The 21,701-nt window shown below is 72.7% G+C and carries 20 protein-coding genes; 15 read left to right on the top strand and 5 right to left on the bottom strand.

The window, feature by feature from the left end; genetic code table 11:
- Nucleotides 1-5: 5 nt before the first annotated feature.
- Nucleotides 6-704 carry a gamma-glutamyl-gamma-aminobutyrate hydrolase family protein gene (locus ABII15_RS07380; protein ID WP_353941459.1) on the bottom strand — a complete coding sequence of 233 codons (699 nt, stop codon included), beginning with the start codon at nucleotides 702-704 and terminating at the stop codon, nucleotides 6-8.
- 155 nt (nucleotides 705-859) lie between these two features.
- Nucleotides 860-1,585, bottom strand: a complete 726-nt coding sequence (locus ABII15_RS07375) for an FCD domain-containing protein (RefSeq protein ID WP_353941458.1) — start codon at nucleotides 1,583-1,585, stop codon at nucleotides 860-862.
- Nucleotides 1,586-1,670: 85 nt separating this feature from the next.
- Here ABII15_RS07375 and ABII15_RS07370 point away from each other — a divergent pair, with 85 nt between their 5' ends.
- From ABII15_RS07370 to ABII15_RS07355, 4 genes are read left to right on the top strand one after another with little or no spacing between them, the layout of a single operon-like run.
- Nucleotides 1,671-3,029, top strand: coding sequence for a glutamine synthetase family protein (locus ABII15_RS07370; protein ID WP_353941457.1), 1,359 nt, complete (start codon nucleotides 1,671-1,673; stop codon nucleotides 3,027-3,029).
- Between the two features lie 10 nt (nucleotides 3,030-3,039).
- Entirely contained in the window at nucleotides 3,040-4,389 is a 1,350-nt protein-coding gene (locus ABII15_RS07365; protein WP_353941456.1) for an aldehyde dehydrogenase family protein, read from the top strand.
- A gap of 8 nt (nucleotides 4,390-4,397) precedes the next feature.
- Nucleotides 4,398-5,180: a 3-oxoacyl-ACP reductase gene (locus tag ABII15_RS07360; protein ID WP_353941455.1), complete on the top strand. Its 783-nt coding sequence runs from the start codon at nucleotides 4,398-4,400 to the stop codon at nucleotides 5,178-5,180.
- 33 nt (nucleotides 5,181-5,213) lie between these two features.
- Nucleotides 5,214-6,497 (top strand): haloacid dehalogenase-like hydrolase, encoded by a 1,284-nt coding sequence (locus tag ABII15_RS07355; protein ID WP_353941454.1) that lies wholly within the window; start codon nucleotides 5,214-5,216, stop codon nucleotides 6,495-6,497.
- Nucleotides 6,498-6,540: 43 nt separating this feature from the next.
- On the opposite strand, the gene ABII15_RS07350 is transcribed toward ABII15_RS07355, so the two are convergent.
- The gene (locus tag ABII15_RS07350) at nucleotides 6,541-7,743 is read right to left on the bottom strand and encodes an amino acid deaminase/aldolase (RefSeq protein WP_353941453.1); all 1,203 of its coding nucleotides are present in this window, start codon (nucleotides 7,741-7,743) and stop codon (nucleotides 6,541-6,543) included.
- A 139-nt stretch (nucleotides 7,744-7,882) separates the two neighbouring features.
- Here ABII15_RS07350 and ABII15_RS07345 point away from each other — a divergent pair, with 139 nt between their 5' ends.
- On the top strand, nucleotides 7,883-9,157 hold the full coding sequence (locus ABII15_RS07345; RefSeq protein WP_353941452.1) for a hypothetical protein: 1,275 nt from the start codon (nucleotides 7,883-7,885) through the stop codon (nucleotides 9,155-9,157).
- Entirely contained in the window at nucleotides 9,154-10,317 is a 1,164-nt protein-coding gene (mycP, locus tag ABII15_RS07340) for a type VII secretion-associated serine protease mycosin (protein WP_353941451.1), read from the top strand. Before ABII15_RS07345 ends, mycP begins: the two co-directional genes overlap by 4 nt.
- On the opposite strand, the gene ABII15_RS07335 is transcribed toward mycP, so the two are convergent.
- Nucleotides 10,298-11,203 carry a serine hydrolase gene (locus ABII15_RS07335; protein ID WP_353941450.1) on the bottom strand — a complete coding sequence of 302 codons (906 nt, stop codon included), beginning with the start codon at nucleotides 11,201-11,203 and terminating at the stop codon, nucleotides 10,298-10,300. The two genes, mycP and ABII15_RS07335, sit on opposite strands and share 20 nt — an antisense overlap.
- 96 nt (nucleotides 11,204-11,299) lie before the next feature.
- On the opposite strand from ABII15_RS07335, the gene ABII15_RS07330 reads away from it, so the two are divergent.
- The gene (locus ABII15_RS07330) at nucleotides 11,300-12,031 is read left to right on the top strand and encodes an SseB family protein (RefSeq protein WP_353941449.1); all 732 of its coding nucleotides are present in this window, start codon (nucleotides 11,300-11,302) and stop codon (nucleotides 12,029-12,031) included.
- Nucleotides 12,032-12,039: 8 nt separating this feature from the next.
- Here ABII15_RS07330 and ABII15_RS07325 read toward each other — a convergent pair whose 3' ends face one another.
- Nucleotides 12,040-12,420, bottom strand: coding sequence for a DUF1844 domain-containing protein (locus ABII15_RS07325; protein WP_353941448.1), 381 nt, complete (start codon nucleotides 12,418-12,420; stop codon nucleotides 12,040-12,042).
- 338 nt (nucleotides 12,421-12,758) lie between these two features.
- On the opposite strand from ABII15_RS07325, the gene infC reads away from it, so the two are divergent.
- The 8 genes from infC to ABII15_RS07285 all read left to right on the top strand — a co-directional run bounded on the left by infC (nucleotide 12,759) and on the right by ABII15_RS07285 (nucleotide 21,542).
- Nucleotides 12,759-13,442 (top strand): translation initiation factor IF-3, encoded by a 684-nt coding sequence (gene infC / locus ABII15_RS07320; protein ID WP_353946985.1) that lies wholly within the window; start codon nucleotides 12,759-12,761, stop codon nucleotides 13,440-13,442.
- Between the two features lie 124 nt (nucleotides 13,443-13,566).
- Nucleotides 13,567-13,761 (top strand): 50S ribosomal protein L35, encoded by a 195-nt coding sequence (gene rpmI / locus ABII15_RS07315; protein WP_007829094.1) that lies wholly within the window; start codon nucleotides 13,567-13,569, stop codon nucleotides 13,759-13,761.
- Nucleotides 13,762-13,859: 98 nt separating this feature from the next.
- Nucleotides 13,860-14,246 (top strand): 50S ribosomal protein L20, encoded by a 387-nt coding sequence (rplT, locus tag ABII15_RS07310; protein ID WP_030493496.1) that lies wholly within the window; start codon nucleotides 13,860-13,862, stop codon nucleotides 14,244-14,246.
- A 156-nt stretch (nucleotides 14,247-14,402) separates the two neighbouring features.
- Nucleotides 14,403-15,245, top strand: a complete 843-nt coding sequence (locus tag ABII15_RS07305; RefSeq protein WP_353941447.1) for an RNA methyltransferase — start codon at nucleotides 14,403-14,405, stop codon at nucleotides 15,243-15,245.
- Between the two features lie 57 nt (nucleotides 15,246-15,302).
- Nucleotides 15,303-16,439: an ATP-binding protein gene (locus ABII15_RS07300; RefSeq protein ID WP_353941446.1), complete on the top strand. Its 1,137-nt coding sequence runs from the start codon at nucleotides 15,303-15,305 to the stop codon at nucleotides 16,437-16,439.
- A gap of 139 nt (nucleotides 16,440-16,578) precedes the next feature.
- On the top strand, nucleotides 16,579-17,715 hold the full coding sequence (gene pheS / locus ABII15_RS07295) for a phenylalanine--tRNA ligase subunit alpha (protein WP_353941445.1): 1,137 nt from the start codon (nucleotides 16,579-16,581) through the stop codon (nucleotides 17,713-17,715).
- A complete protein-coding gene (gene pheT / locus ABII15_RS07290; protein WP_353941444.1) occupies nucleotides 17,715-20,237 on the top strand; it encodes a phenylalanine--tRNA ligase subunit beta in 2,523 nt (840 codons plus the stop codon). The genes pheS and pheT overlap by 1 nt, the downstream gene beginning before the upstream one ends.
- 282 nt (nucleotides 20,238-20,519) lie before the next feature.
- Complete coding sequence (locus ABII15_RS07285; RefSeq protein WP_353946984.1) at nucleotides 20,520-21,542, top strand: PP2C family protein-serine/threonine phosphatase; 1,023 nt, start codon at nucleotides 20,520-20,522, stop codon at nucleotides 21,540-21,542.
- Nucleotides 21,543-21,701 lie beyond the last annotated feature (159 nt).

Genomic DNA, 21,701 nt, shown 5'->3' with positions numbered 1-21,701 from the left:
GGGGCTCAGAAGCCGTGCGGGGTGCCCGCGGCGCGCACCAACCCCTCCGTGACGCGCTTGTCCTCACCCATCTCGGGGTGCCACTGCACCCCGATCACCCAGGACATGCCGGGCAGTTCGACGGCCTCGACGGTGCCGTCCGCCGCGTGCGCGGAGGCGACCAGGCCCTTGCCGAGCCGGTCCACCGCCTGATGGTGATAGGTCGGCACCTCCGCCGGCTCCGGGACCAGATCCCCGTACCGCGTGCCCGGCACCGGCGTCACCGTGTGCCGGCCGAAGACACCGGTCTCCACGACATGACCGTCGATGTGCTGGGTGAGCGTGCCGCCGAGCGCGACGTTCAGCAGCTGCATCCCGCGGCAGATGCCGAGCAGCGGCGTCCCGGAGGTCAGCGCCGCCCGGATCAGGGCCAGTTCCCAGGTGTCGCGCTCCTCGGCGGACGGGCCGGTGCGCGGGTCGCGCTCGGCCCTGTACCGCTCCGGCGCCACGTCCGGTCCGCCCGCGATGATCAGCCCGTCCAGCCGGGCCACCACCGACGGGGCGTGCTTCGCGTCGTCCGGCGGCACCGTCGCGGCGAGCCCGCCCGAGGACTGCACCAGCTGCGGGTAACCGGCGGGCAGGAGCGTCGCGGGCATCTCCCACACGCCCCAACTGGCCTTCTTCTCCAGGTAGGTGCTGATGCCGATCAGCGGCCTGCTCACCATGGTGCTGCGCTCCCGACCTCTGTTGTGCGACAGGGACACCAGAGGGTACGAGATCACGGCGCCGCACACCGGGGCGTTCAGTATGCGGTCACCGCGCCCGGATCCATTGGACCGGATCCGGACCTTTTCGGGCCGGCAAGGTCAGGTCCGGACGTTCAGGCGAGGAAGCCGCGCAGCAGCGCGGCCGTGCCCGCGCAGTGCTCGCGCGTCATCTCCCGCGCGCCGTCCGCGTCTCCGTCGAGCACGGCCTCCACCAGCGCCGTGTGCTGGCGCTGGGAGTGCTCCAGATTGCGGACCAGGAGGGGGATGCAGTCCAGGAGGTCGTTCACCGTCGCGCGCACCGCCGCGTACTGCGCGGCGAGCGTGGGCGAACCGCACAGCTCGGCGAGCGTGAGATGGAGCAGCGTGTCCCGGCGGCGGTAGTCCGCGAGCGGCGCGTCGTGGGTGTCCGCGAGCGCCGCGCGCAGCCGCCCGGCCCGCGCGCCGTCCAGGCCGTGCGCCGCGCACAGCCCGGCCGCCCCCACCTCCAGGACCTCGCGGAACCGCAGCACGTCCTCCACGTCGACGCCCGCGATGCGGCGCCGCAGCTCGTCCTCGCCGCCCACGCCGGGGCGCGGCAGCACGAACGTCCCGCCGTACCGGCCGCGCCGCGCCTCGACGAGCCCTTGGTCCTGGAGGACCTTCAGGACCTCGCGCAGCGTCACCCGGCTGATCCCCAGGCGCTCCGCCAACTCCCGCTCGGAAGGCAGCCGTTCACCGGCCGCCACCAGGCCGAGCCGGACCACCTGGAGGATCTGCTCCAGCGCCTCCTCGAAGCCGTTGCCCGCGCGCACCGGGCGCAGCACCGTCGCGAGTCCCCCGTCCGCATTCGTGCGCGACATGAGCCCTGATCCCCTTCCCAACCAATGGTTGCGCCCCATACCTTATGGCCCATCGGCTCATGGCGGACCCGAGGAGGCCTTTCCCGTGGCAGACCGCACACCCCCGCTCTCCGTCGAGGGACTGCGTTCCCTCGTCGCGAACGAAGAGATCGACACCGTCGTCCTGGCCTTCCCCGACATGCAGGGGCGGCTCCAGGGCAAGCGGTTCGCCGCATCCTTCTTCCTCGACGAGGTCCTGGAGCACGGCACCGAGGGCTGCAACTACCTCCTCGCGGTCGACGCCGAGATGAACACCGTCGACGGCTACGCGATGTCGTCCTGGGAGCGCGGCTACGGCGACTTCGCCATGCACCCCGACCTCACCACCCTGCGCCGTGTCCCCTGGAACGACGGCACGGCGATGCTCGTCGCCGACCTCGCCTGGGACGACGGCTCACCCGTCGTCGCCGCGCCCCGGCAGATCCTGCGCCGCCAGCTGGACCGGCTCGCCGCCCTCGGGCTCACCGCCCAGGTCGGCACCGAGCTGGAGTTCATCGTCTTCAAGGACACCTACGAGCAGGCCTGGGACGCCAACTACCGCGGCCTCACCCCGGCCAACCAGTACAACATCGACTACTCGGTCCTCGGCACCGGCCGCGTCGAGCCCCTGCTGCGCCGGATCCGCAACGAGATGGCGGGCGCGGGCCTCACCGTCGAGTCCGCCAAGGGGGAGTGCAACCCCGGCCAGCACGAGATCGCCTTCCGCTACGACGAAGCCCTCGTCACCTGCGACCAGCACGCGATCTACAAGACGGGCGCCAAGGAGATCGCCGCCCAGGAGGGCGTCTCGCTCACCTTCATGGCGAAGTACAACGAGCGCGAGGGCAACTCCTGCCACATCCACCTCTCCCTCGCCGACGCGGACGGTGCCAACGCGATGGCCGACGGCCGGGACATGTCCGAGCTGATGCGGCACTTCCTCGCCGGGCAGCTCGCCGCGCTGCGCGACTTCTCCCTCCTCTACGCACCGCACATCAACTCCTACAAGCGGTTCCAGCAGGGCTCCTTCGCCCCGACCGCCGTCGCCTGGGGCCACGACAACCGCACCTGCGCGCTGCGCGTCGTCGGCCACGGCCGCTCGCTGAGATTCGAGAACCGGCTGCCCGGCGGCGACGTCAACCCGTACCTCGCCGTCGCGGGCCTCATCGCCGCAGGCCTGCACGGCGTCGAGTACAAGCTCGGCCTCCCCGACGCCTGCGCGGGCAACGCCTACACGGCCGGCTACGCACACGTCCCCACCACCCTGCGCGAGGCCGCCGACCTCTGGGCGGACAGCCCCATCGCCCGGGCCGCGTTCGGCGACGAGGTCGTCGCCCACTACCGCAACATGGCGCGGGTCGAACTCGACGCGTTCGACGCCGCGGTGACCGACTGGGAGCTGCGCCGCTCCTTCGAACGCATGTGAGGACCCCCCTGTGCTCCAGGTACTGAACCCGGCGACGGAAGACGTCGTCGCGACCGTGCCCGCCGCCGACGCCGACGACATCGCCCGCGCCGTCGCCCGAGCCGTCACCGCCCAGCGCGCCTGGGCCGCGGCCGCCCCCGCCGACCGGGCCCGGCTCCTCCGCCGCTTCGCCGACACCGTCGACCAGCATCTCGAAGAGCTGGCGCAGCTGGAGGTCCGCGAGGCCGGGCACCTCATCGGCAACGCCCGCTGGGAGGCGGGCAACGCCCGCGACCTGCTGCTGTACGCGGCCGGTGGCGCCGAACGCCTCAACGGCGCGCAGATCCCGGCCCCCGGCGGCTGGGACGTCACCTTCCACGAACCGCTCGGCGTCGTCGGCGTCATCGCCCCGTGGAACTTCCCGATGCCGATCGCCGCCTGGGGCACGGCCCCCGCACTCGCGGCGGGCAACGCGGTCGTCCTCAAGCCCGCCGAGACCACCCCGCTCACCGCCCTGCGCCTGGCCGAACTCGCCCTGGAGGCGGGCCTTCCCGAGGGCCTGTTCCAGGTACTGCCCGGCGAGGGCCCGGTCGCCGGAGCGGCCCTTGTCGACCACCCGGACGTCGCGAAGATCGTCTTCACCGGGTCGACCCGCACCGGCCGCGAGATCATGGAGCGGTGCGCCGCCCTGGTCAAGCCGGTCACGCTCGAACTCGGCGGCAAGAGCCCCAACGTCGTCTTCGCGGACGCCGACCTGACGAAGGCCCTCGACCCGTTCTCGTTCCTCGACAACTCCGGCCAGGACTGCTGCGCCCGCACCCGCATCCTCGTCCAGGAGACGGTGTACGAGGAGGCCGCGGCGCTGCTCACCGACGCGCTCGGCGCCGTCGTCGTCGGCGACCCGCTGGACGAGAAGACGGCGATGGGCCCGCTGATCTCCCGCGCCCAGCTCGACCGGGTCAGGAACCTCGTGCCCGACTCCGCCCCCGGCATCCGGGGCACCGCGCCCACCGGGCCCGGCTTCTGGTTCCCGCCGACCGTGCTGACCGCCGAAGCCGCCGACGCGCCCGCGGCCGTGGAGGAGATCTTCGGGCCCGTCGCGGTCCTGCTGCCCTTCACCGACGAGGCGGACGCGATCCGCCTCGCCAACGCCACCCCGTACGGCCTCGCCGGTTCGGTCTGGACCCGGGACCTGGGCCGCGCCCTGCGCGTGTCGGGCGCCGTCCGCGCCGGGAACCTGTCCGTCAACTCGCACTCCGCCGTGCGCTACTGGACCCCGTTCGGCGGCGTCAAGCAGTCCGGCCTCGGCCGCGAACTGGGCCCCGACGCCCTCACCGCCTTCACCGAAACCAAGAACGTCTTCATCAGCACGGAGGCCTGAGAAAACCCATGACCGAAGAGAACATCTGCCGCCGCCTCGTCGGCCGCACCGCCGTCATCACCGGCGCCGGCAGCGGCATCGGCCTCGCCACCGCCCGCCGCCTCGCCTCCGAGGGCGCGCACGTCGTCTGCGGCGACATCGACGAGAACGCCGGAAAGAAGGCGGCGGAGGCCGTCGGCGGCACCTTCGTACCGGTCGACGTGACCGACGCCGACCAGGTCGAGGCCCTGTTCCGGACCGCGTTCGAGACCTACGGCTCCGTCGACGTCGCCTTCAACAACGCGGGCATCTCACCGCCCGACGACGACTCGATCCTCGACACCGGCCTGGAGGCGTGGAAGCGCGTCCAGGACGTCAACCTCACCTCCGTGTACCTGTGCTGCAAGGCCGCCATCCCCTACATGCGGCGCCAGGGCAAGGGCTCCATCATCAACACCGCCTCGTTCGTGGCCCGGATGGGCGCGGCCACCTCCCAGATCTCCTACACCGCCTCCAAGGGCGGCGTCCTCGCCATGTCCCGCGAACTCGGCGTGCAGTTCGCCCGCGAGGGCATCCGGGTCAACGCCCTGTGCCCCGGCCCGGTCGACACCCCGCTGCTGCGCGAGCTGTTCGCGAAGGACCCGGAGCGCGCGGCACGCCGCCTCGTCCACATCCCCGTCGGCCGGTTCGCCGCCGCCGACGAGATCGCGGCCGCCGTCGCCTTCCTGGCCAGCGACGACGCCTCGTTCGTGAACGCCACCGACTTCCTGGTGGACGGCGGGATCTCGGGCGCCTACGTCACGCCTCTGTAGGGGACCCGCCAGGTAGGTGTACGGTCACCGGGCATGCGTAACAGAAATGTTTCCGCGTGGACTTCGGCCGTGGTCACCGCCCTGGTGGCCACGGCTCTCGTCTCTCCTGCGGCCGCCGCCACGTCCGCTCCCACCCCGTCGGGCCGCTCCTGCCCGCAGCTCTCGAAGAAGCTGCCGTGGTACGGCCAGAACCGGGCCCGACTCCAGAAAATGATCGACGAACGCGGCACCTGCGCGGGCCACCACGGCCCCCGCCCGGTCGCCGCGTTCGACTGGGACAACACCGTCTCCAAGAACGACGTCACCGACGCCACCATCGCCTGGTCCCTCAAGCACGACAAGATCCTGCGCCCCGCGAGCTGGAAGAAGACCAGCAAGTGGCTGACCGACGACGCCGACAAGGCGCTCACCGCCGCCTGCGGCACCGCCGTCCCCGTGGGCTCGCCCCTGCCCACGTCCAAGGACACCGACTGCACGGACGAGATCTTCAACATCCGCGAGTCCGGCAGGACCATGAGCGGCGCCGCGGCCTTCGCGGGCGACTGGAACCACCGCTGGACGGTGCCCCAGTACGCCTGGGTGCCCCAGCTGTTCGCCGGTCACACGGTGCCCGAGTTGGAGTCGTACGCGGCCGCCGCCCGCAAGGAGGCCCTCGCCGCGCCCGTCGGCGCGACCCAGAAGCTGGGCACGCACACCATTCCCGGCTACGTCCGCTACTACGACCAGCAGCGCGACCTCATCCGTACGCTCCAGAAGGCCGGCTTCGACGTCTACATCGTGTCCGCCGGTTCCGAGCCGGTCACCGAGGTGTGGTCACGGGGCGTCGGCATCGACCGCGAACACACCATCGCCATCCGCTCGGTGCTCGACCGCAAGGGCCGCATCACCCCGTACAACGAGGGCTGCGGCGGCACCGGCCGCACCCAGGGCGAGGCCATCCCGTACATCGACGGCAAGCGCTGCTGGATCAACCAGGACATCTACGGGATCAAGGGCAAGGCCGCCTGGGAGAAGCAGAGTCGGGGCAAGCGCATCGCCCTCGGCGGCGGTGACGCCGACACCGACGTGACCTTCGTCGGCGACGCCACCGGCGCCCACCTCGTGCTCAACCGGAACAAGAACGAGATCATGTGCCGGGCCTACGACAACGCCGACGGACGCTGGGTCGCCAACCCCATGTTCATCGAGCCGCTGCCGCCGAAGGCCGGCACGTACCCGTGCTCGACGGCCGCGTACAACAAGCCGGAGGGCGGCTTCGGCCCGCTCCTGCGCGACGACGGCTCGATCGTGCCGGACCAGGCGGACACCGTCTCCTAGGGCGTCCCCGGGGCCGCGGCCGGTGCGCCGCGGCCCCGACCGCTCACAGGAACGTGTAGCCCTCACCGCGGTACGTCGGCACCGTCTCCGTCACGGTGTCCCCGGACACCAGGTGCAGCACCTCGAACCGCTCGCACAGCTCCCCGGCCTTCGCGTGCCGGAACCACACCTTGTCGCCGATCAGCAGATCGTCGGCGGCGGAACCGAGCAGCGGCGTCTGCACCTCGCCCGGCCCCTCCTGGCCGTCGTAGCGCAGCCCCTCCGGCAGATACGGCACCGGCAGCCGGTCCGGGCCCGCCGCGCCCGACGCCGGATAGCCGCCGCCGAGCACGGTGACCACACCGACCCCGGGCCTGCGCACCACCGGCTGGGCGAACAGCGCGGCCGGACGCCCGCTGAACGACGTGTAGTTGTCGAAGAGCCGCGGCACGTACAGCCCCGAACCCGCCGCGATCTCGGTGACGGCGTCCTCGGCCGCCGTGTGCTGCACACTGCCCGTGCCGCCGCCGTTGACGAATTCCAGGTCCGGCGCCACCGCCCGCACCGCGCGCACCACCGCGTCGCGCCGCGCCGCCAGCTCCCGCCGCGCCGCCCGCTGCATCAGCCGGATGGCCCGGGACCGCACCGGCCGCCCCGCCACCGAGTCGCCGACCCCGGCCACATGACCCTCGTACGCCATGATCCCCACCAGCCGGAACCCCGGCCGCCGGGCCACGACCCGGGCCAGATCGGCGAGTTGGGACGGCGTGCGCAGCGGTGAGCGCAGGGCGCCGATCCGCACCCGGCCGCCCAGCGCCCGGAGCGACGTGTCCAGTTCGAGGCAGACCCGGATCTCCTCGCGGCCGCCGTCCCGCGCCTCGTCGATCAGCCGCAGCTGCGCGGGATCGTCGATCATCACGGTCACCGCGGCGGCCAGCTTCGGGTCGTGCGCCAGCTCCGCGAACCCGGCGCGGTCCGCCGACGGATAGGCGAGCAGCACGTCCTCGAAGCCCGACCGCGCCAGCCACACCGACTCGGCCAGCGTGAACGACATGATGCCGGCGAACCCCTCGCGCGCCAGCACCCGTTCGAGCAGGGCGCGGCAGCGCACGGACTTGCTGGCCACCCGGATCGGCTTGCCCGCCGCGCGCCGCACCAGATCGGCTGCGTTCGCGTCGAAGGCGTCCAGGTCGACGATCGCCACGGGGGCGTCGAGGTGGGCGGTGGCCCGGTCGAAGCGGGCGCGGTCGGCTGCACGGGGTGTCATGTCCGAAGCCTGCCAGACTCGATTACCGCAGGGTAGGGGGATGTTCCGGGCAGATCGGCCGGGTGTGCCGACTGCGTCCTGCCGTCCCCGGTTCCGCCCGTTAGAGTGACGCGCACGCAGGCTGAGGAAACGGGGAGGCATGAGTACGGAAGCCGGACGCGTCCCTCCGCGCCCCTCAGTGCCACCGCGCCCCGAGGTTCCACCACGCCCCGCGCAGGCCGCCGGGGCCGAACTCCCGCCCGAGGTCCCCCCGTTGCCGCCGCCCCCTCCACCGATCCCGTCGGCCCGCTTCCCGGACACACCCCCGCCCGGCGCGGCGAGCCCCGCCAGGGGCGCGGGGAACGGCGCGACCAGCCACAACGCACCCGTACCCGCTCCCACCCACCGCACCCCCAGCGGCGCGCCCCCGCACCCGGGCCCCCTCCCCCCGGAGATCCCGGCCGCCCTGATCACCGAGACGACCACCCGCCTGCGCCCGGTCCCACCCGCACCCCCGCGGCCCCCCGTGCCCCCGCCGGCGGCGCCCCCGCGCAGACCCATCGGCAGCGTCGACCTCACCCCCGTACCGGGCACGGCCGGCAGGCCCTTCGTCCGGTTCGCGCCCCCCGAGCACTACGACGACCGCACCACCAGGCTGCGCCCCATCGGCGCCCGCCTCGCCCCGCGCGTCGCCGCGGCCGCGGCCTGCCTGGTGCTCGGCCTCGGCCTCATCGGCGGCGCCGCCACCGGCTCGCTGCTCACCGGCGAGGACGGCGACGGCACCCTCTCCGCGCACAGCGCCTACACCCGGGCGGGCGAGCTGTGGCACAGCATCCCCGTCGATCAGCTCTTCCCGCGCACCCTGAAGGGCGAGGGCGCGGGTCCCGGCGGAGCCGACCGCACCTGGACGCGGATCGCCGTGGCCCCCGACACCACCTGCGCCAAGGCCTTCGACCCGCTCCTGCACAAGGCGCTGAGCTCCGTCGGCTGTCTACGGCTGCTGCGCGCCACGTACACGGACGCCACCCAGAGCAACGTCACCACCGTCGGCCTGCTGTTCACCAAGGCCGACCAGGAGGCGACCCAGGCGCTGCGCACCCGCTTCACCGAGCAGGGCCTCGACCGCCGCGCCGACCTCATGCCGCGCCCGTACCCCGCCCAGGGCACCGCCGCCGCGGACTTCGGCGACGCCCAGCGCGCCTCCTGGACCCTCAACGTGCTGACCGACGCCCCGGTCGTGGTCTACGCGGTCTCCGGCTTCGCCGACGGCCGCACCGTCTCCGAACCGCAGCCCGCCGCCGAGGCCATGAAGGCGGGCTCCACCACGGCCCCCGCCCAGGCGGGTCTGGGCAACGAGGCGCAGGGCATCGCCGACCGGATAGAACGCGGCCTGCGCAAAGCGGTCCAGAAGCAGTCCACGGAGCAGCCGTCATGAACCGCCGCCGCACCCTCGCCGCCCTCACCACGGCGGCGGCCCTCGCCCTGGTCCCCGCCACCGCCGCGCACGCCGACTCCGTCCGCGCCCAGCAATGGGGCCTGAACGCCCTGCACACCCAGGAGGTGTGGCGCACCACCAAGGGCAAGGGCATCACCGTCGCCGTCCTGGACACCGGCGTCGACGACCAGCACCCGGACCTCAAGGGCAACGTCGCCGCCGGCAAGGACCTCATCGGCTTCGGCGCGCAGCGCGGTGACCGACCCTGGGCCCGCCACGGCACCGCCATCGCCGGTGTCATCGCGGGACACGGCCACGGCAAGGACCAGGACGACGGGGTCATGGGCGTGGCGCCCGAGGCCACGATCCTGCCGGTCCGCGTGATCCTGGAGGACGGCGACCCGTCCCGCGCCAAGGCCCGCGAGAGCCGCGGCGACGCGCTGGCCGACGGCATCCGCTGGGCCGCCGACCACGGCGCCGACGTCATCAACCTCTCGCTCGGCGACGACTCGTCCACCGCCCACGCGGAGGCCGGCGAGGACAACGCCATCCAGTACGCGCTGAGGAAGGGCGTCTCCGTCGTCGCCTCCGCGGGCAACGGCGGCGAGAAGGGCGACCACATCTCCTACCCGGCCGCCTACCCCGGCGTCATCTCCGCCACGGCCGTCGACTCGACCGGCTCGCGCGCCTCGTTCTCCACCCGCCGCTGGTACGCCACGGTCGCCGCGCCCGGCCGCGGCATCGTCACCCCCGACCCCGACCGCAAGTACTACGCGGCCTGGGGCACCAGCGCCGCGTCGGCGTTCGTTTCCGGCGCCGTCGCGCTGATCCGCGCCGCGCACCCCGGCCTGAGCCCGGCCCAGATCAAGAAGCTCGTCGAGGACACCGCCCAGGACCCGCCCTCCGGCGGCCGCGACGACTCGCGCGGCTTCGGCATGATCGACCCGGCGGCGGCCATCACCGCGGCGCGGAAGCTGAAGCCCGAGGGTCTCGCGTCGGCCGCGTACGGCAAGCAGTACTTCGGCACGGGCCCCGCCGACCCCGACGACACCGGCCAGGCCACCTGGGTGGGCCTGGTCGCGGGCGGCCTCGGCGTCGTGCTGCTGGGCGCCGCGGTCTACCTGTGGCGCAGCCACCGCCTCACGCGTCGTCGCCGCTGAGCACCGGCACCGCGGCCCTCGCCACGGCCTCCACGAGCGCGATCCCGGCGTCCTTGGTGGCGTTCCCCGCGGAGACCACGGCGATCAGGTACCGCCTCCCGCCGACGGTCACCCGCCCGACGCTGTTGATGTCCCACAGCTCCGTGGTGCTCCGCCGCAGCCACCCGTTCTTCAGCGCGAGCCCGTCACCGCCCGCCGCCGAGACGCCCCACCGCTGATCGGACTCGACGTTCTCCATCAGCCCCTGGACGTACGCGCGTGCGTCCGCGTCCAGCACGGAGTCGCCGTCGGTGCCGAACACCTGCTGGAGCAGCACCAGTTGATCGGCCGCCGTGGTCTGGGTCAGCCCCCACAGCGGCCCGGCGCCGCCGGTGGTCCCGGTCAGCCCGAACCGTTCGTTGGCGGCGTCGAGCCCGTCCGCACCGCCGATCGTGTCCCACAGCGCGGTGGTCGCGGAGTTGTCGCTGCTCCGGATCATCGCGGCCGCGTGGGCCCGCTCCTGGGCGGTCAGCGGCCGGCCGTCGTCCTGCGCCCGGAGCAGCAGCGCGGCCAGCACGTCGACCTTCACGATGCTCGCGGTGTCGTACGTCGCTCCGGCGTCGGTGGCGTACGCGGCCGAGGTGCCGGCCGCCGCGTCGAGGACGGCGACGGAGTAGGACCCCTCCAGCCCGTCGAGGGCCTCGGCGAGCCGGGCGTCCCGGTCGACGGAGGGCGAGGGCGACGGCACAGGGGAGCCTCCTTCGGCGGCGGACGTCTGCGACACCGGCGCGGTCGCGTCGTGCGCCTGCGCCTTCACGTAGACCGTAGTGGCGGCGCTGCCGCTCAGGAGCACCGCGGAGGCGACGGCCGTGTGCAGCAGGGGCCTGCGGCGGGAAGCGGGAGACATGGGGCCGATGCTCGGCCGCGCTCCTGTGGGGACCATGAGGCCCGGCCCAGGGTCCGCTGAGAACCCGGGGCCGCGTCCTCGGTAGGGTCGGTGAACGTGGCGAACAAGAACATTCCCGACCCCGGCTTCTCCGACGACGACGGCTCGGCCGACCCGCGCCTGGCCGAGGCGCTGGCCGCCTGGTCGAAGGACAGGACCGCGCACGGCCCGGTCCTGGAGGCCCTCAAGGGCGCCCGGCTCCTGGTGCCCGTCGTCGCCGTGCTCGGCGAGGTCGAGGAGGACGAGAACGGCCTGCGCCGCGAGAAGACCAGCGACATGGCGGTCCCGACGCTGAAGGCGGGCAGCCGCACCGCGCTCCCCGCCTTCACCTCCACCGCGTCACTGGCCCTGTGGGACCCCGAGGCCCGGCCCGTCGCCGTCCCCCTGCACCAGGCGCTCCAGGCAGCCGCCCACGAGAAGGCCGACACCGTCGTCCTCGACCTCGCGGGCCCGGTGACCTACGAGCTGACGGGCTCCGCCCTGTACGCGCTGGCCGAGGGCCGGACGACCGCGGACCCACTGGCCGACCCGGCGGTCCGGGACGCGGTGCGCGCGGCGGTCGCGGCCCAGCCCGCGGTGGCCCGCGCCCACCTCGGCCCGGGCCAGGCGGACGGCACGCTCGCCCTGGTCCTGGACCCGGACGCCGACGTACAGAGCGCGGCGCGGGCGGTGGCCGCCGCCATCGCCGCCGACGAGACACTGAGGGCCCGCCTCACGAGGGGCCTCGACCTGGCACTGCTGCCGGCCGGGGCGTCCCTCGCGGGCGAGCCCTTGTACGTACGTGACTGAGACGCGGCCTAGCCGTAGACGGCGCCCGTGTACTTCTCGCCGGGGCCCTGACCGGGCTCGTCCGGCACGATCGACGCCTCGCGGAACGCCAGCTGCAGCGACTTCAGACCGTCCCGCAGCGGCGCCGCGTGGAAGGACGAGATCTCGGTCGCGCTGCCGTCGAGCAGCCCGGCGAGGGCGTGGATGAGCTTGCGCGCCTCGTCCAGGTCCTTGTGGGCGTCGCCCTCCTCGGTGAGGCCCAGCTTCACCGCGGCGGCGCTCATCAGGTTGACCGCCACCGTCACGATGACCTCGACGGCGGGCACCTCGGCGATGTCGCGGGTCAACGCGTCGTAATCGGGGGACTCGGGGGAATCAGCCGGAAGGGCTGCGGGGATGGCGTCACTCATGGGCCCCACGATAAGCCGCCGCCCACTCGGTTGGGCGCACCCCCCAAGAGCTGCTAACCTTGTGTAACGACCGGCCGGACACATGCGTGCTCCGGCCCACAAGTGGAGGCTCCGATCTCCCACCTGGCTGCCCGTTGAGGGCGGCGGGTCACCGGTCAGACGGTCCCCATCGTTCCGTACGGACGATGGAACCGTCCGACAGCGCGCCCCGCGGTTCACCGTGGCGGTGCTCCGGTAGTTCTTGGAGCCCCCCGTGTGTACCGTCCGGGGCATTTTTTGTGCTTCGACGCGGTTGGTACTTACGTAACAGACGTTACGCGGCGGTCCGCCAGGCCGTCGTGTGGTGCTACCGAGGAGGATCCATCAGCGCCGAGCCCCGCATCAACGACCGGATTCGCGTTCCCGAAGTGCGACTTGTCGGTCCCAGCGGCGAGCAGGTCGGGATTGTTCCGCTTGCCAAGGCCCTTGAGCTTGCTCAGGAGTACGACCTCGACCTGGTCGAGGTGGCGGCGAACGCCCGTCCGCCCGTCTGCAAGCTCATGGACTACGGGAAGTTCAAGTACGAGTCGGCCATGAAGGCCCGTGAGGCGCGCAAGAACCAGGCGCACACGGTCATCAAGGAGATGAAGCTCCGGCCGAAGATCGACCCGCACGACTATGACACCAAGAAGGGTCACGTCGTCCGGTTCCTCAAGCAGGGTGACAAGGTCAAGATCACGATCATGTTCCGTGGTCGTGAGCAGTCCCGGCCGGAGCTCGGCTACCGACTGCTGCAGCGCCTTGCCAACGACGTCGAGGACCTCGGTTTCGTCGAGTCGAACCCGAAGCAGGACGGCCGGAACATGATCATGGTTCTCGGCCCGCACAAGAAGAAGACCGAGGCCATGGCCGAGGCCCGCGAGGCGCAGGCCGCCCGCAAGGCCGACGCGAAGGCCAACCCCGGCAAGTCGCAGAACGCCGCCGAGGAGCAGTCTTCCGAGGACGTGGCCGAGGCCCCCGCCGAGGCTCCGGCCGAGGCATGATCCGTCGGCACACCGCCTGTGTGCCCCGGATACCCAACTGACACAACTGACGTTCCCCCGCGGCCGGTTCGCGCCCATGGCACGGACCGGCCGGGAACGCCACTGACGAGGAGAGAACGGCGCTATGCCGAAGAACAAGTCGCACAGCGGTGCCAGCAAGCGCTTCAAGGTCACCGGCTCCGGCAAGGTGCTCCGTGAGCGCGCCGGCAAGCGCCACCTGCTCGAGCACAAGTCGTCGCGCCTGACGCGTCGCCTCACCGGCAACGCCGAGATGGCCCCGGGCGACGCCAAGAAGATCAAGAAGCTTCTCGGCAAGTGATGCCCGGGTGCCCCGCACCCTGAGCATCGACTGACCGGGACCTATTCGAATTCGGGCCGGGTGACGACAACCCCGGCCCCGCTACAAGGAGTTACAAAGTGGCACGCGTCAAGCGCGCGGTGAACGCGCACAAGAAGCGTCGGGCGATCCTCGAGCAGGCCAGCGGCTACCGCGGTCAGCGTTCGCGTCTGTACCGCAAGGCCAAGGAGCAGGTCACCCACTCCCTGGTCTACAACTACAACGACCGCAAGAAGCGCAAGGGCGACTTCCGTCAGCTGTGGATCCAGCGCATCAACGCCGCTGCCCGCCAGAACGGCATGACGTACAACCGCCTCATCCAGGGTCTGAAGGCCGCCAACATCGAGGTGGACCGCAAGATCCTCGCCGAGCTGGCCGTCAACGACATCAACGCGTTCGCCGCGCTGGTCGAGGTCGCGCAGAAGGCGCTTCCGGCTGACGTCAACGCGCCGAAGGCTGCCGCCTGAGGTTCGGGTTGAGCCGTGCTTCGGACCCGCAGGCCATCTGGCCTGCGGGTCCGATTGCGTCTGCCATCGTCTGTTGTGTGCCGTGTGCGCGTCGGCTGTGGCTGGTCGCGCAGTTCCCCGCGCCCCTTCGGGGGCGCCTCTCCCAGGTGAGTCTTCATGGTTGCTGCCCCCGAGCTGATCTCTCCCAAGTCGTCCCGTGTCTCGGCCGCCCGGCGGCTGGGCAAGCGGAACTTCCGGAGCAAGGAGCGGCTGTTTCTCGCCGAGGGGCCGCAGGCCGTGCGGGAGGCGGCCGCGCACGGCGGGCTCGTGGAGATGTTCGCGACCGTCGAGGCCGCGGAGCGCTACGCCGACATCGTGGGGGAGGCCCGGCAGGCCGGGGCCGGAGTGCACCTCGCCCACGAGAGCGTCATCGCCGACATCTCGACGACCGTGACCCCGCAGGGCCTCGTCGGAGTCTGCCGCTTCCTGGACACCCCCTTCGAGGAGATCCTCGCCACGCGCCCCAAGCTGGTCGCCGTACTGGCCCACGTACGCGACCCCGGCAACGCCGGAACCGTCCTGCGCTGCGCCGACGCGGCGGGCGCCGAGGCCGTGATCCTCACCGACGCCTCCGTGGACCTGTACAACCCGAAGGCCGTACGGGCCTCGGTCGGCTCGCTGTTCCACCTGCCGGTCGCCGTGGGTGTCCCCGTCGAGCAGGCCGTCGCCGGGCTCAAGGACGCGGGCGTGCGCATCCTCGCCGCCGACGGCGCGGGCGAGAACGACCTGGACGACGAGCTCGACCAGGGCACCATGGGCACCCCGACCGCCTGGGTCTTCGGCAACGAGGCGTGGGGACTGCCCGAGGAGACCCGCGCGCTCGCCGACGCCGTCGTGCGCGTCCCCATCCACGGCAAGGCCGAGAGCCTCAACCTCGCGACGGCCGCCGCGGTGTGCCTGTACGCCTCCGCCCGCGCACAGCGTGCCTCCGGAGGGTGCCGTTCCGTCACGGCCAGCTAGTAGGGTGACCACCTCGGGCCTGCTCCTGGATGGGGACGAGAGGTGGGATACGGGGAGATGAGCGTCGTCGGCACGAGCGGCTCGCGAGGAGCGCGGGGACGGTGGGGACCGGCCGCGCCCCGAAGCGGCCGGGACGATTCCGCTGTCCTCGGCAGCCTCGACGTGCACCCCGACGATCTGGCCGACGGACTCGTCGTCGCCGACGAGAGCGGCCGTGTCGTCTGCTTCAACACGGCGGCGGAGCGGATCACCGCCGTGTCCCGGGCGCGGGCCATCGGCTCGCCGCTGGAGCGCGCGCTGCCCCTGGAGGACCTGGAGGGCCGGCGCTGGTGGCAGCTGACCGACCCCTACGGCGGCCTCGCCACCCGGATCGGCCAGCCCGAGCGCAATCTGCTGCTGCCCGGCGGCCGGGAGGTCCTGGTCACCGCCCGCTATGTGCGGGGCAGGCCCACCGGGCCCGTGCGCCGCGTCGTCGTCTCGATCCGCGACACCGAGGCCCGGCGCCGCACCGAGCGCAGCCACGCCGAGCTGATCGCCACCGTCGCGCACGAACTGCGCTCGCCGCTCACCTCCGTCAAGGGGTTCACCGCCACCCTCCTCGCGAAGTGGGAACGGTTCACCGACGAACAGAAGCGGCTGATGCTGGAGACCGTCGACGCCGACGCCAACCGGGTGACACGGCTGATCGCCGAACTGCTCGACATCTCCCGGATCGACTCCGGACGGCTCGAACTGCGCCGGCAGCCCGTCGACATCGCCGCCGCCGTCTCCCGGCACATCCAGGCCCATGTCGCCGCCGGTCAGGCCGCCGACCGGTTCCTGCTCCGGGTCACCCGGCCGCTGCCCGACCTCTGGGCGGATCCGGACAAGGTCGACCAGGTGCTCAGCAACCTGCTGGAAAACGCCGTGCGGCACGGGGAGGGAACCGTCACCATGGACATCGAGCCCGCGCCCGCAGGCACCTCGGTCACCGTGAGCGACGAGGGCCCCGGCATCCCGGAGGAGTCCATGAACCGCGTCTTCACCCGCTTCTGGCGGGGCAGCAAGCGCGGCGGCACCGGTCTGGGGCTCTACATCGTGAAGGGCATCGTCGAAGCCCACGGCGGCACCATCACGGTCGGGCGCGCCCCCGGCGGCGGCGCCGAGTTCCGATTTATGTTGCCCGTGGCGACGCCCGCGTATCTCACCAGCTGAGCGCAGGGCCCCACGGGCGCAGTCACCCACCTCACCCCCGTTAGACTCGTCCTTTGGCACGTTTGCGTCCCTGCCACGAGACGGCCGTCGAACGCGTCTGCGGGACCCATCAGCCAGCCAATCGGAAGCACGGGAAGAGATGTCGGCACCGAACAAGTCGTACGACCCTGTCGAGGTCGAGGCACTGAAACCGGAAGAGATCGAGCGCGTCCGGGACGAGGCGCTCGCCGCCTTCGCCGCCGCGGACTCGCTCGACGCGCTTCAGGAGGCGAAGGTCGCGCACACCGGCGGCACGTCGCCGCTGTCGCTCGCGAACCGGGAGATCGGCGCGCTGCCGCCGCAGGCCAAGGCCGCGGCCGGCAAGCTCGTCGGCCAGGCCCGCGCCGCCGTCGGCCGGGGCCTCGCCGCCCGCCAGGAGGAGCTGGAGGCCGAGCGCGACGCGCGCGTCCTGGTCGAGGAGGCCGTGGACGTCACGCTGCCCTACGACCGCACGCCCGCCGGCGCCCGCCACCCGCTGACGACCATGATGGAGCGCGTCGCGGACGTCTTCGTGTCCATGGGATACGAGATCGCCGAGGGCCCCGAGGTCGAGGCGGAGTGGTTCAACTTCGACGCCCTGAACTTCACGCCGGACCACCCGGCGCGGCAGATGCAGGACACCTTCTTCGTCGCCGGTCCCGAGGGCCGTGAGAAGACCGTCGGCGACGAGTCCGGCGTCGTGCTGCGCACCCACACCTCCCCGGTGCAGGCCCGCTCGCTGCTCGACCGGGAGCCGCCGGTCTACGTGGTCTGCCCCGGCCGCGTCTACCGCACCGACGAGCTGGACGCCACGCACACCCCGGTCTTCCACCAGATCGAGCTGCTCGCCGTGGACGAGGGCCTGACCATGGCCGACCTGAAGGGCACCCTCGACCACATGGTCCAGGCGCTCTTCGGCGACGGCATGAAGACCCGGCTGCGCCCGAACTACTTCCCGTTCACCGAGCCGTCCGCCGAGATGGACATGGTCTGTTACGTGTGCCGCGGCGAGTCCGTCGGCAACCCGGACCGGCCGTGCCGCACCTGCGGCAGCGAGGGCTGGATCGAGCTGGGCGGCTGCGGCATGGTCAACCCGCGCGTGCTGACCGCGTGCGGCGTCGACCCCGAGAAGTACAGCGGATTCGCCTTCGGGTTCGGCATCGAGCGAATGCTGATGTTCCGCCACAACGTCGAAGACATGCGAGACATGGTCGAGGGTGACATCCGGTTCACCCGGCCGTTCGGGATGGAGATCTGATGCGGGTCCCGCTTTCCTGGCTGCGGGAGTACGTCGATCTCCCCGCCACCGAGACCGGCCGTGACGTGCAGGCCAAGCTGGTCGGCGTCGGGCTCGAGGTCGAGACCGTCGAGCAGCTCGGCGCCGACCTCAAGGGCCCCCTTGTCGTCGGCCAGGTGCTGACCATCGAGGAGCTGGAGGGCTTCAAGAAGCCGATCCGGTTCTGCACCGTCGACGTCGGCACCGCCAACGGCACGGGCGAGCCGCAGGAGATCGTCTGCGGCGCCCGGAACTTCGCGGTCGGCGACAAGGTCGTCGTCGTGCTGCCCGGCGCCGAGCTGCCCGGCGGCTTCGCGATCGCCGCGCGCAAGACGTACGGCAAGACCTCGCACGGCATGATCTGCTCCACCGACGAGCTCGGCATGGGTGACGACGGCACGCACGGCATCATCGTGCTGCCGCCCGAGCACGAGGCCGGCACCGACGCCATCGAGCTCCTGGAGCTGGTGGACGAGGTCCTGGACATCGCCGTCACGCCCGACCGCGGCTACTGCCTGTCGATGCGCGGCATCGCCCGCGAGACCGCCATCGCCTACGGCCTGCCGCTGCGCGACCCGGCCCTCCTCGACGTGCCCGCGCCGAACGCGCACGGCTACCCGGTCAAGGTCGCCGACCCGATCGCCTGCGACCGCTTCACCGCGCGCACCGTCACCGGTCTGCACCCCGAGGCCCGCTCGCCGATCTGGCTCCAGCGCCGGCTGCAGAAGGCCGGCATGCGGCCGATCTCGCTCGCCGTGGACGTCACGAACTACGTGATGCTGGAGCTGGGCCAGCCCCTGCACGCGTACGACCGCTCCCTCGTCCAGGGCACGATCGGCGTGCGCCGCGCCGAGCAGGGCGAGAAGCTCACCACCCTCGACGGTGCCAAGCGCACGCTCGACGCCGAGGACCTGGTCATCGTCGACGACCGCGGGCCGATCGGCCTCGCCGGTGTCATGGGCGGTGCCAACACCGAGATCGGTGACCCCTCCGACAACGCTGAGGGCGCCGGGACCACCGACGTCGTCATCGAGGCCGCGCACTTCGACGCGATCACGATCGCCCGCGCCGCGCGCCGCCACAAGCTGTCCTCCGAGGCCGCCAAGCGCTTCGAGCGCGGCGTCGACCCGCAGGCCACGTCGGCCGCCGCCCAGCGCGTCGTCGACCTGCTGGTGCTGCTCGCGGGCGGCACCGCCGAGGAGGGCGTCACCGAGGTCATCGCCCCGGGCGCCCCGCGCACCCTCACCATCCCGGCCGACCACCCGGACAAGGTCGCGGGCGTGGCCTACGGCCGGGAGACCGTCGTGCGCCGCCTCCAGCAGGTCGGCTGCGACGTCTACGGGCAGGACGAGCTGGTCGTCTCGGTGCCGTCCTGGCGCCCCGACCTGACCGACCCGAACGACCTTGCCGAAGAGGTCATCCGGCTCGAGGGCTACGAGAACCTGCCCTCGACCCTGCCGAAGCCCCCGGCGGGCCGAGGACTGACCGAGCGGCAGCGGCTGCACCGCCGCGTCGGCCGCGCGCTCGCCGGTAACGGCTACGTCGAGGCCCTGAACTACCCGTTCATCGGGCAGGCCGTCCTCGACCAGCTGGGCCTCGCCGCCGACGACCCGCGCCGGACCACCGTCGAGCTGGTCAACCCGCTCTCCGACGAGGAGCCCTCGCTCCGTACGACGCTGCTGCCGGGCCTGCTCGGTGCGCTGCGCCGCAACGACGGACGCGGCAGCCACGACCTGGCGCTCTTCGAGACCGGCCTGGTCTTCCGGCCGACCGGCGACGAGCACAAGGCCGTCCGGCTGCCCGTCGACCGCCGCCCCACGGACGCGGAGGTCGCCGAGCTGACCAGCGCGCTGCCGGCCCAGCCGCGCCGCGTCGCCGTCGTCCTCGCGGGCGCCCGCGAGCAGGCCGGCTGGTGGGGCAAGGGCCACCCGTCGACCTGGGCCGACGCCGTCGAGGCCGCCCGGGTCGTCGCCCGCGAGGCCAATGTCGAGCTCGCCGTCGACCAGGACCAGCACGAGCCGTGGCATCCGGGCCGCTGCGCCGCGCTGTACGTGATCATCGACGGGGTCAAGACCCTTGCCGGTCACGCCGGTGAGCTGCACCCGCGCGCCGTCAAGGCGCTCGGACTGCCGGCCCGCACCAGCGCGATGGAGCTCGACCTGGACCTCCTGGAGCGGGCGAGCGACGGTGCCGTCGAGGCGCCCCGCATCTCCACGTTCCCGGTGGCCACCCAGGACGTCGCCCTCGTCGTCGACAAGGACGTCCCGGCCGCCGCCGTGGAGCACTACCTGCGCCTCGGCGCCGGTGAACTCCTGGAGGGCATCCGCCTGTTCGACGTGTACGAGAACGCGGAGCAGCTCGGCGAGGGCAAGAAGTCCCTCGCGTACGCGCTGCGCTTCCGCGCCGGTGACCGCACCCTGACGGTCGAGGAGGCCAGCGCCGCCCGCGACGCCGCGGTCGCCCAGGCCGCCGAGAGCGCGGGCGCGGTGCTGCGCGGAGCGTAATGGTGCGGACAGCACGCCCGTGAGGGGCCCACCCGGGACACCGGGTGGGCCCCTCACTCGTTCGGGTGAGGAATCGCGATGATCCCACCCGGGCGCCGCGGCAGGTCGCAACAATCAGTGCGGCCGCCGGGCCGACCGGTGAGCCCGCTGAACAGGGCCTAGGGGGCCGTCGGCATGATTCGTTCCGAGACCAGGGCGCCCACCCGAGTCTTCCCCACCACCCTCCGCAGACGGCTCGCGCGGGCCGTCCACGCCCACCCCCGACGGCTCCGGCGTGTCCTCATGCTGGGGCTGCCCTCCGTGTGGGGTGCCGTCGCCATCTCGTACAAGTTCGCCTGCCCGCTCGCCCAGCAGACCGGTCTGGGCGCGCGGATCGTGAGCAGCGCCGTCTTCTTCGCCGTGGGCACCGGGCTGATAGTCCACGCCCGCCACGGCCTGCTGAGGGAGTTGCGGGAGATGCGGGCGGTCGCCGGTGCCGCCCAGTCCGTGCTGCTGCGGCCGCTGCCGTCGCGGATCGACGGACTCGCGCTCGCCGCGGGCCAGCTCTCCGCCGACCGGGGGGCCAGCATCGGCGGCGACCTGTACGACGTCGTGGCCACCGATCACGGCGTACGGATCGTCATGGGCGACGTCCGCGGACACGGCCTGGCCGCGCTCGCCACCGTCGGCGCCGTCCTCGGCAGCTTCCGCGAGGCCGCCCACGACGAGAGCGAGCTCGGCGGCGTGTTACGGAGGCTGGAGCGCGCCCACGCCCGCCATCTGCGCCAGCGCTCGCGCGACGAACACCCCGCCGCCGGGGGCGCCGAGCCCGAGAACCCGCTCGCCGAGGAGTTCGTGACCGTCCTGCTCCTGGAGATCCGGCAGGACGGCGCCGTGCACGCGCTCAACTGCGGTCACCCGTGGCCGTATCTGCTGCGTCCGGGCGCCGCGCGCCGCGCCGAGCAGCTGATCGGCGGCGATCCGATGCCGCCCCTCGGACCGTTCCCGCTGCCGCCCGAGCTGGCACCGGTGCGGTGCGGGCGGATCCTGCCGGGGGAGGGCTTACTGCTGCACACCGACGGCATCGAGGACGGCCGCGACGCGCGCGGCCGGTTCTTTCCGTTCCAGGACGCGCTCTCCGAGGTCGTGGGGCACCGGACCGTCGTACCGACCGCCGTGGTGCAGGCCGTGTACGCCCGGCTGCTGCGGCACATCGGAGGGCCGCCCAGCGACGACGCGGCGATGCTGGTGCTGCGCAACGACCGCAGGCGCGTTCCCGTCCAGCACGGGGACCCCCTGGGGCGCACCGTGCACACGGTTCCCTGACACCACCGCCTCTCCGGGGGCGTGCCGTCCGCCCGCCGTGGAGTGTCGGGCAGACGGGCGGGCGGACGGCGCGGATACGGGCCGCCGCGCTGTACGAGGGGGAGCCGGCGGCCCGCACCCGCCTCTTGGTGAGGCAGTTCAGTCAACCGGGGGGAAACC

This window comes from Streptomyces sp. HUAS MG91 (assembly GCF_040529335.1).
Taxonomy (GTDB): domain Bacteria; phylum Actinomycetota; class Actinomycetes; order Streptomycetales; family Streptomycetaceae; genus Streptomyces; species Streptomyces tabacisoli.
Note: the sequence above shows the minus strand (reverse complement) of the source record. Positions and strands in the feature narration are given on the sequence as shown.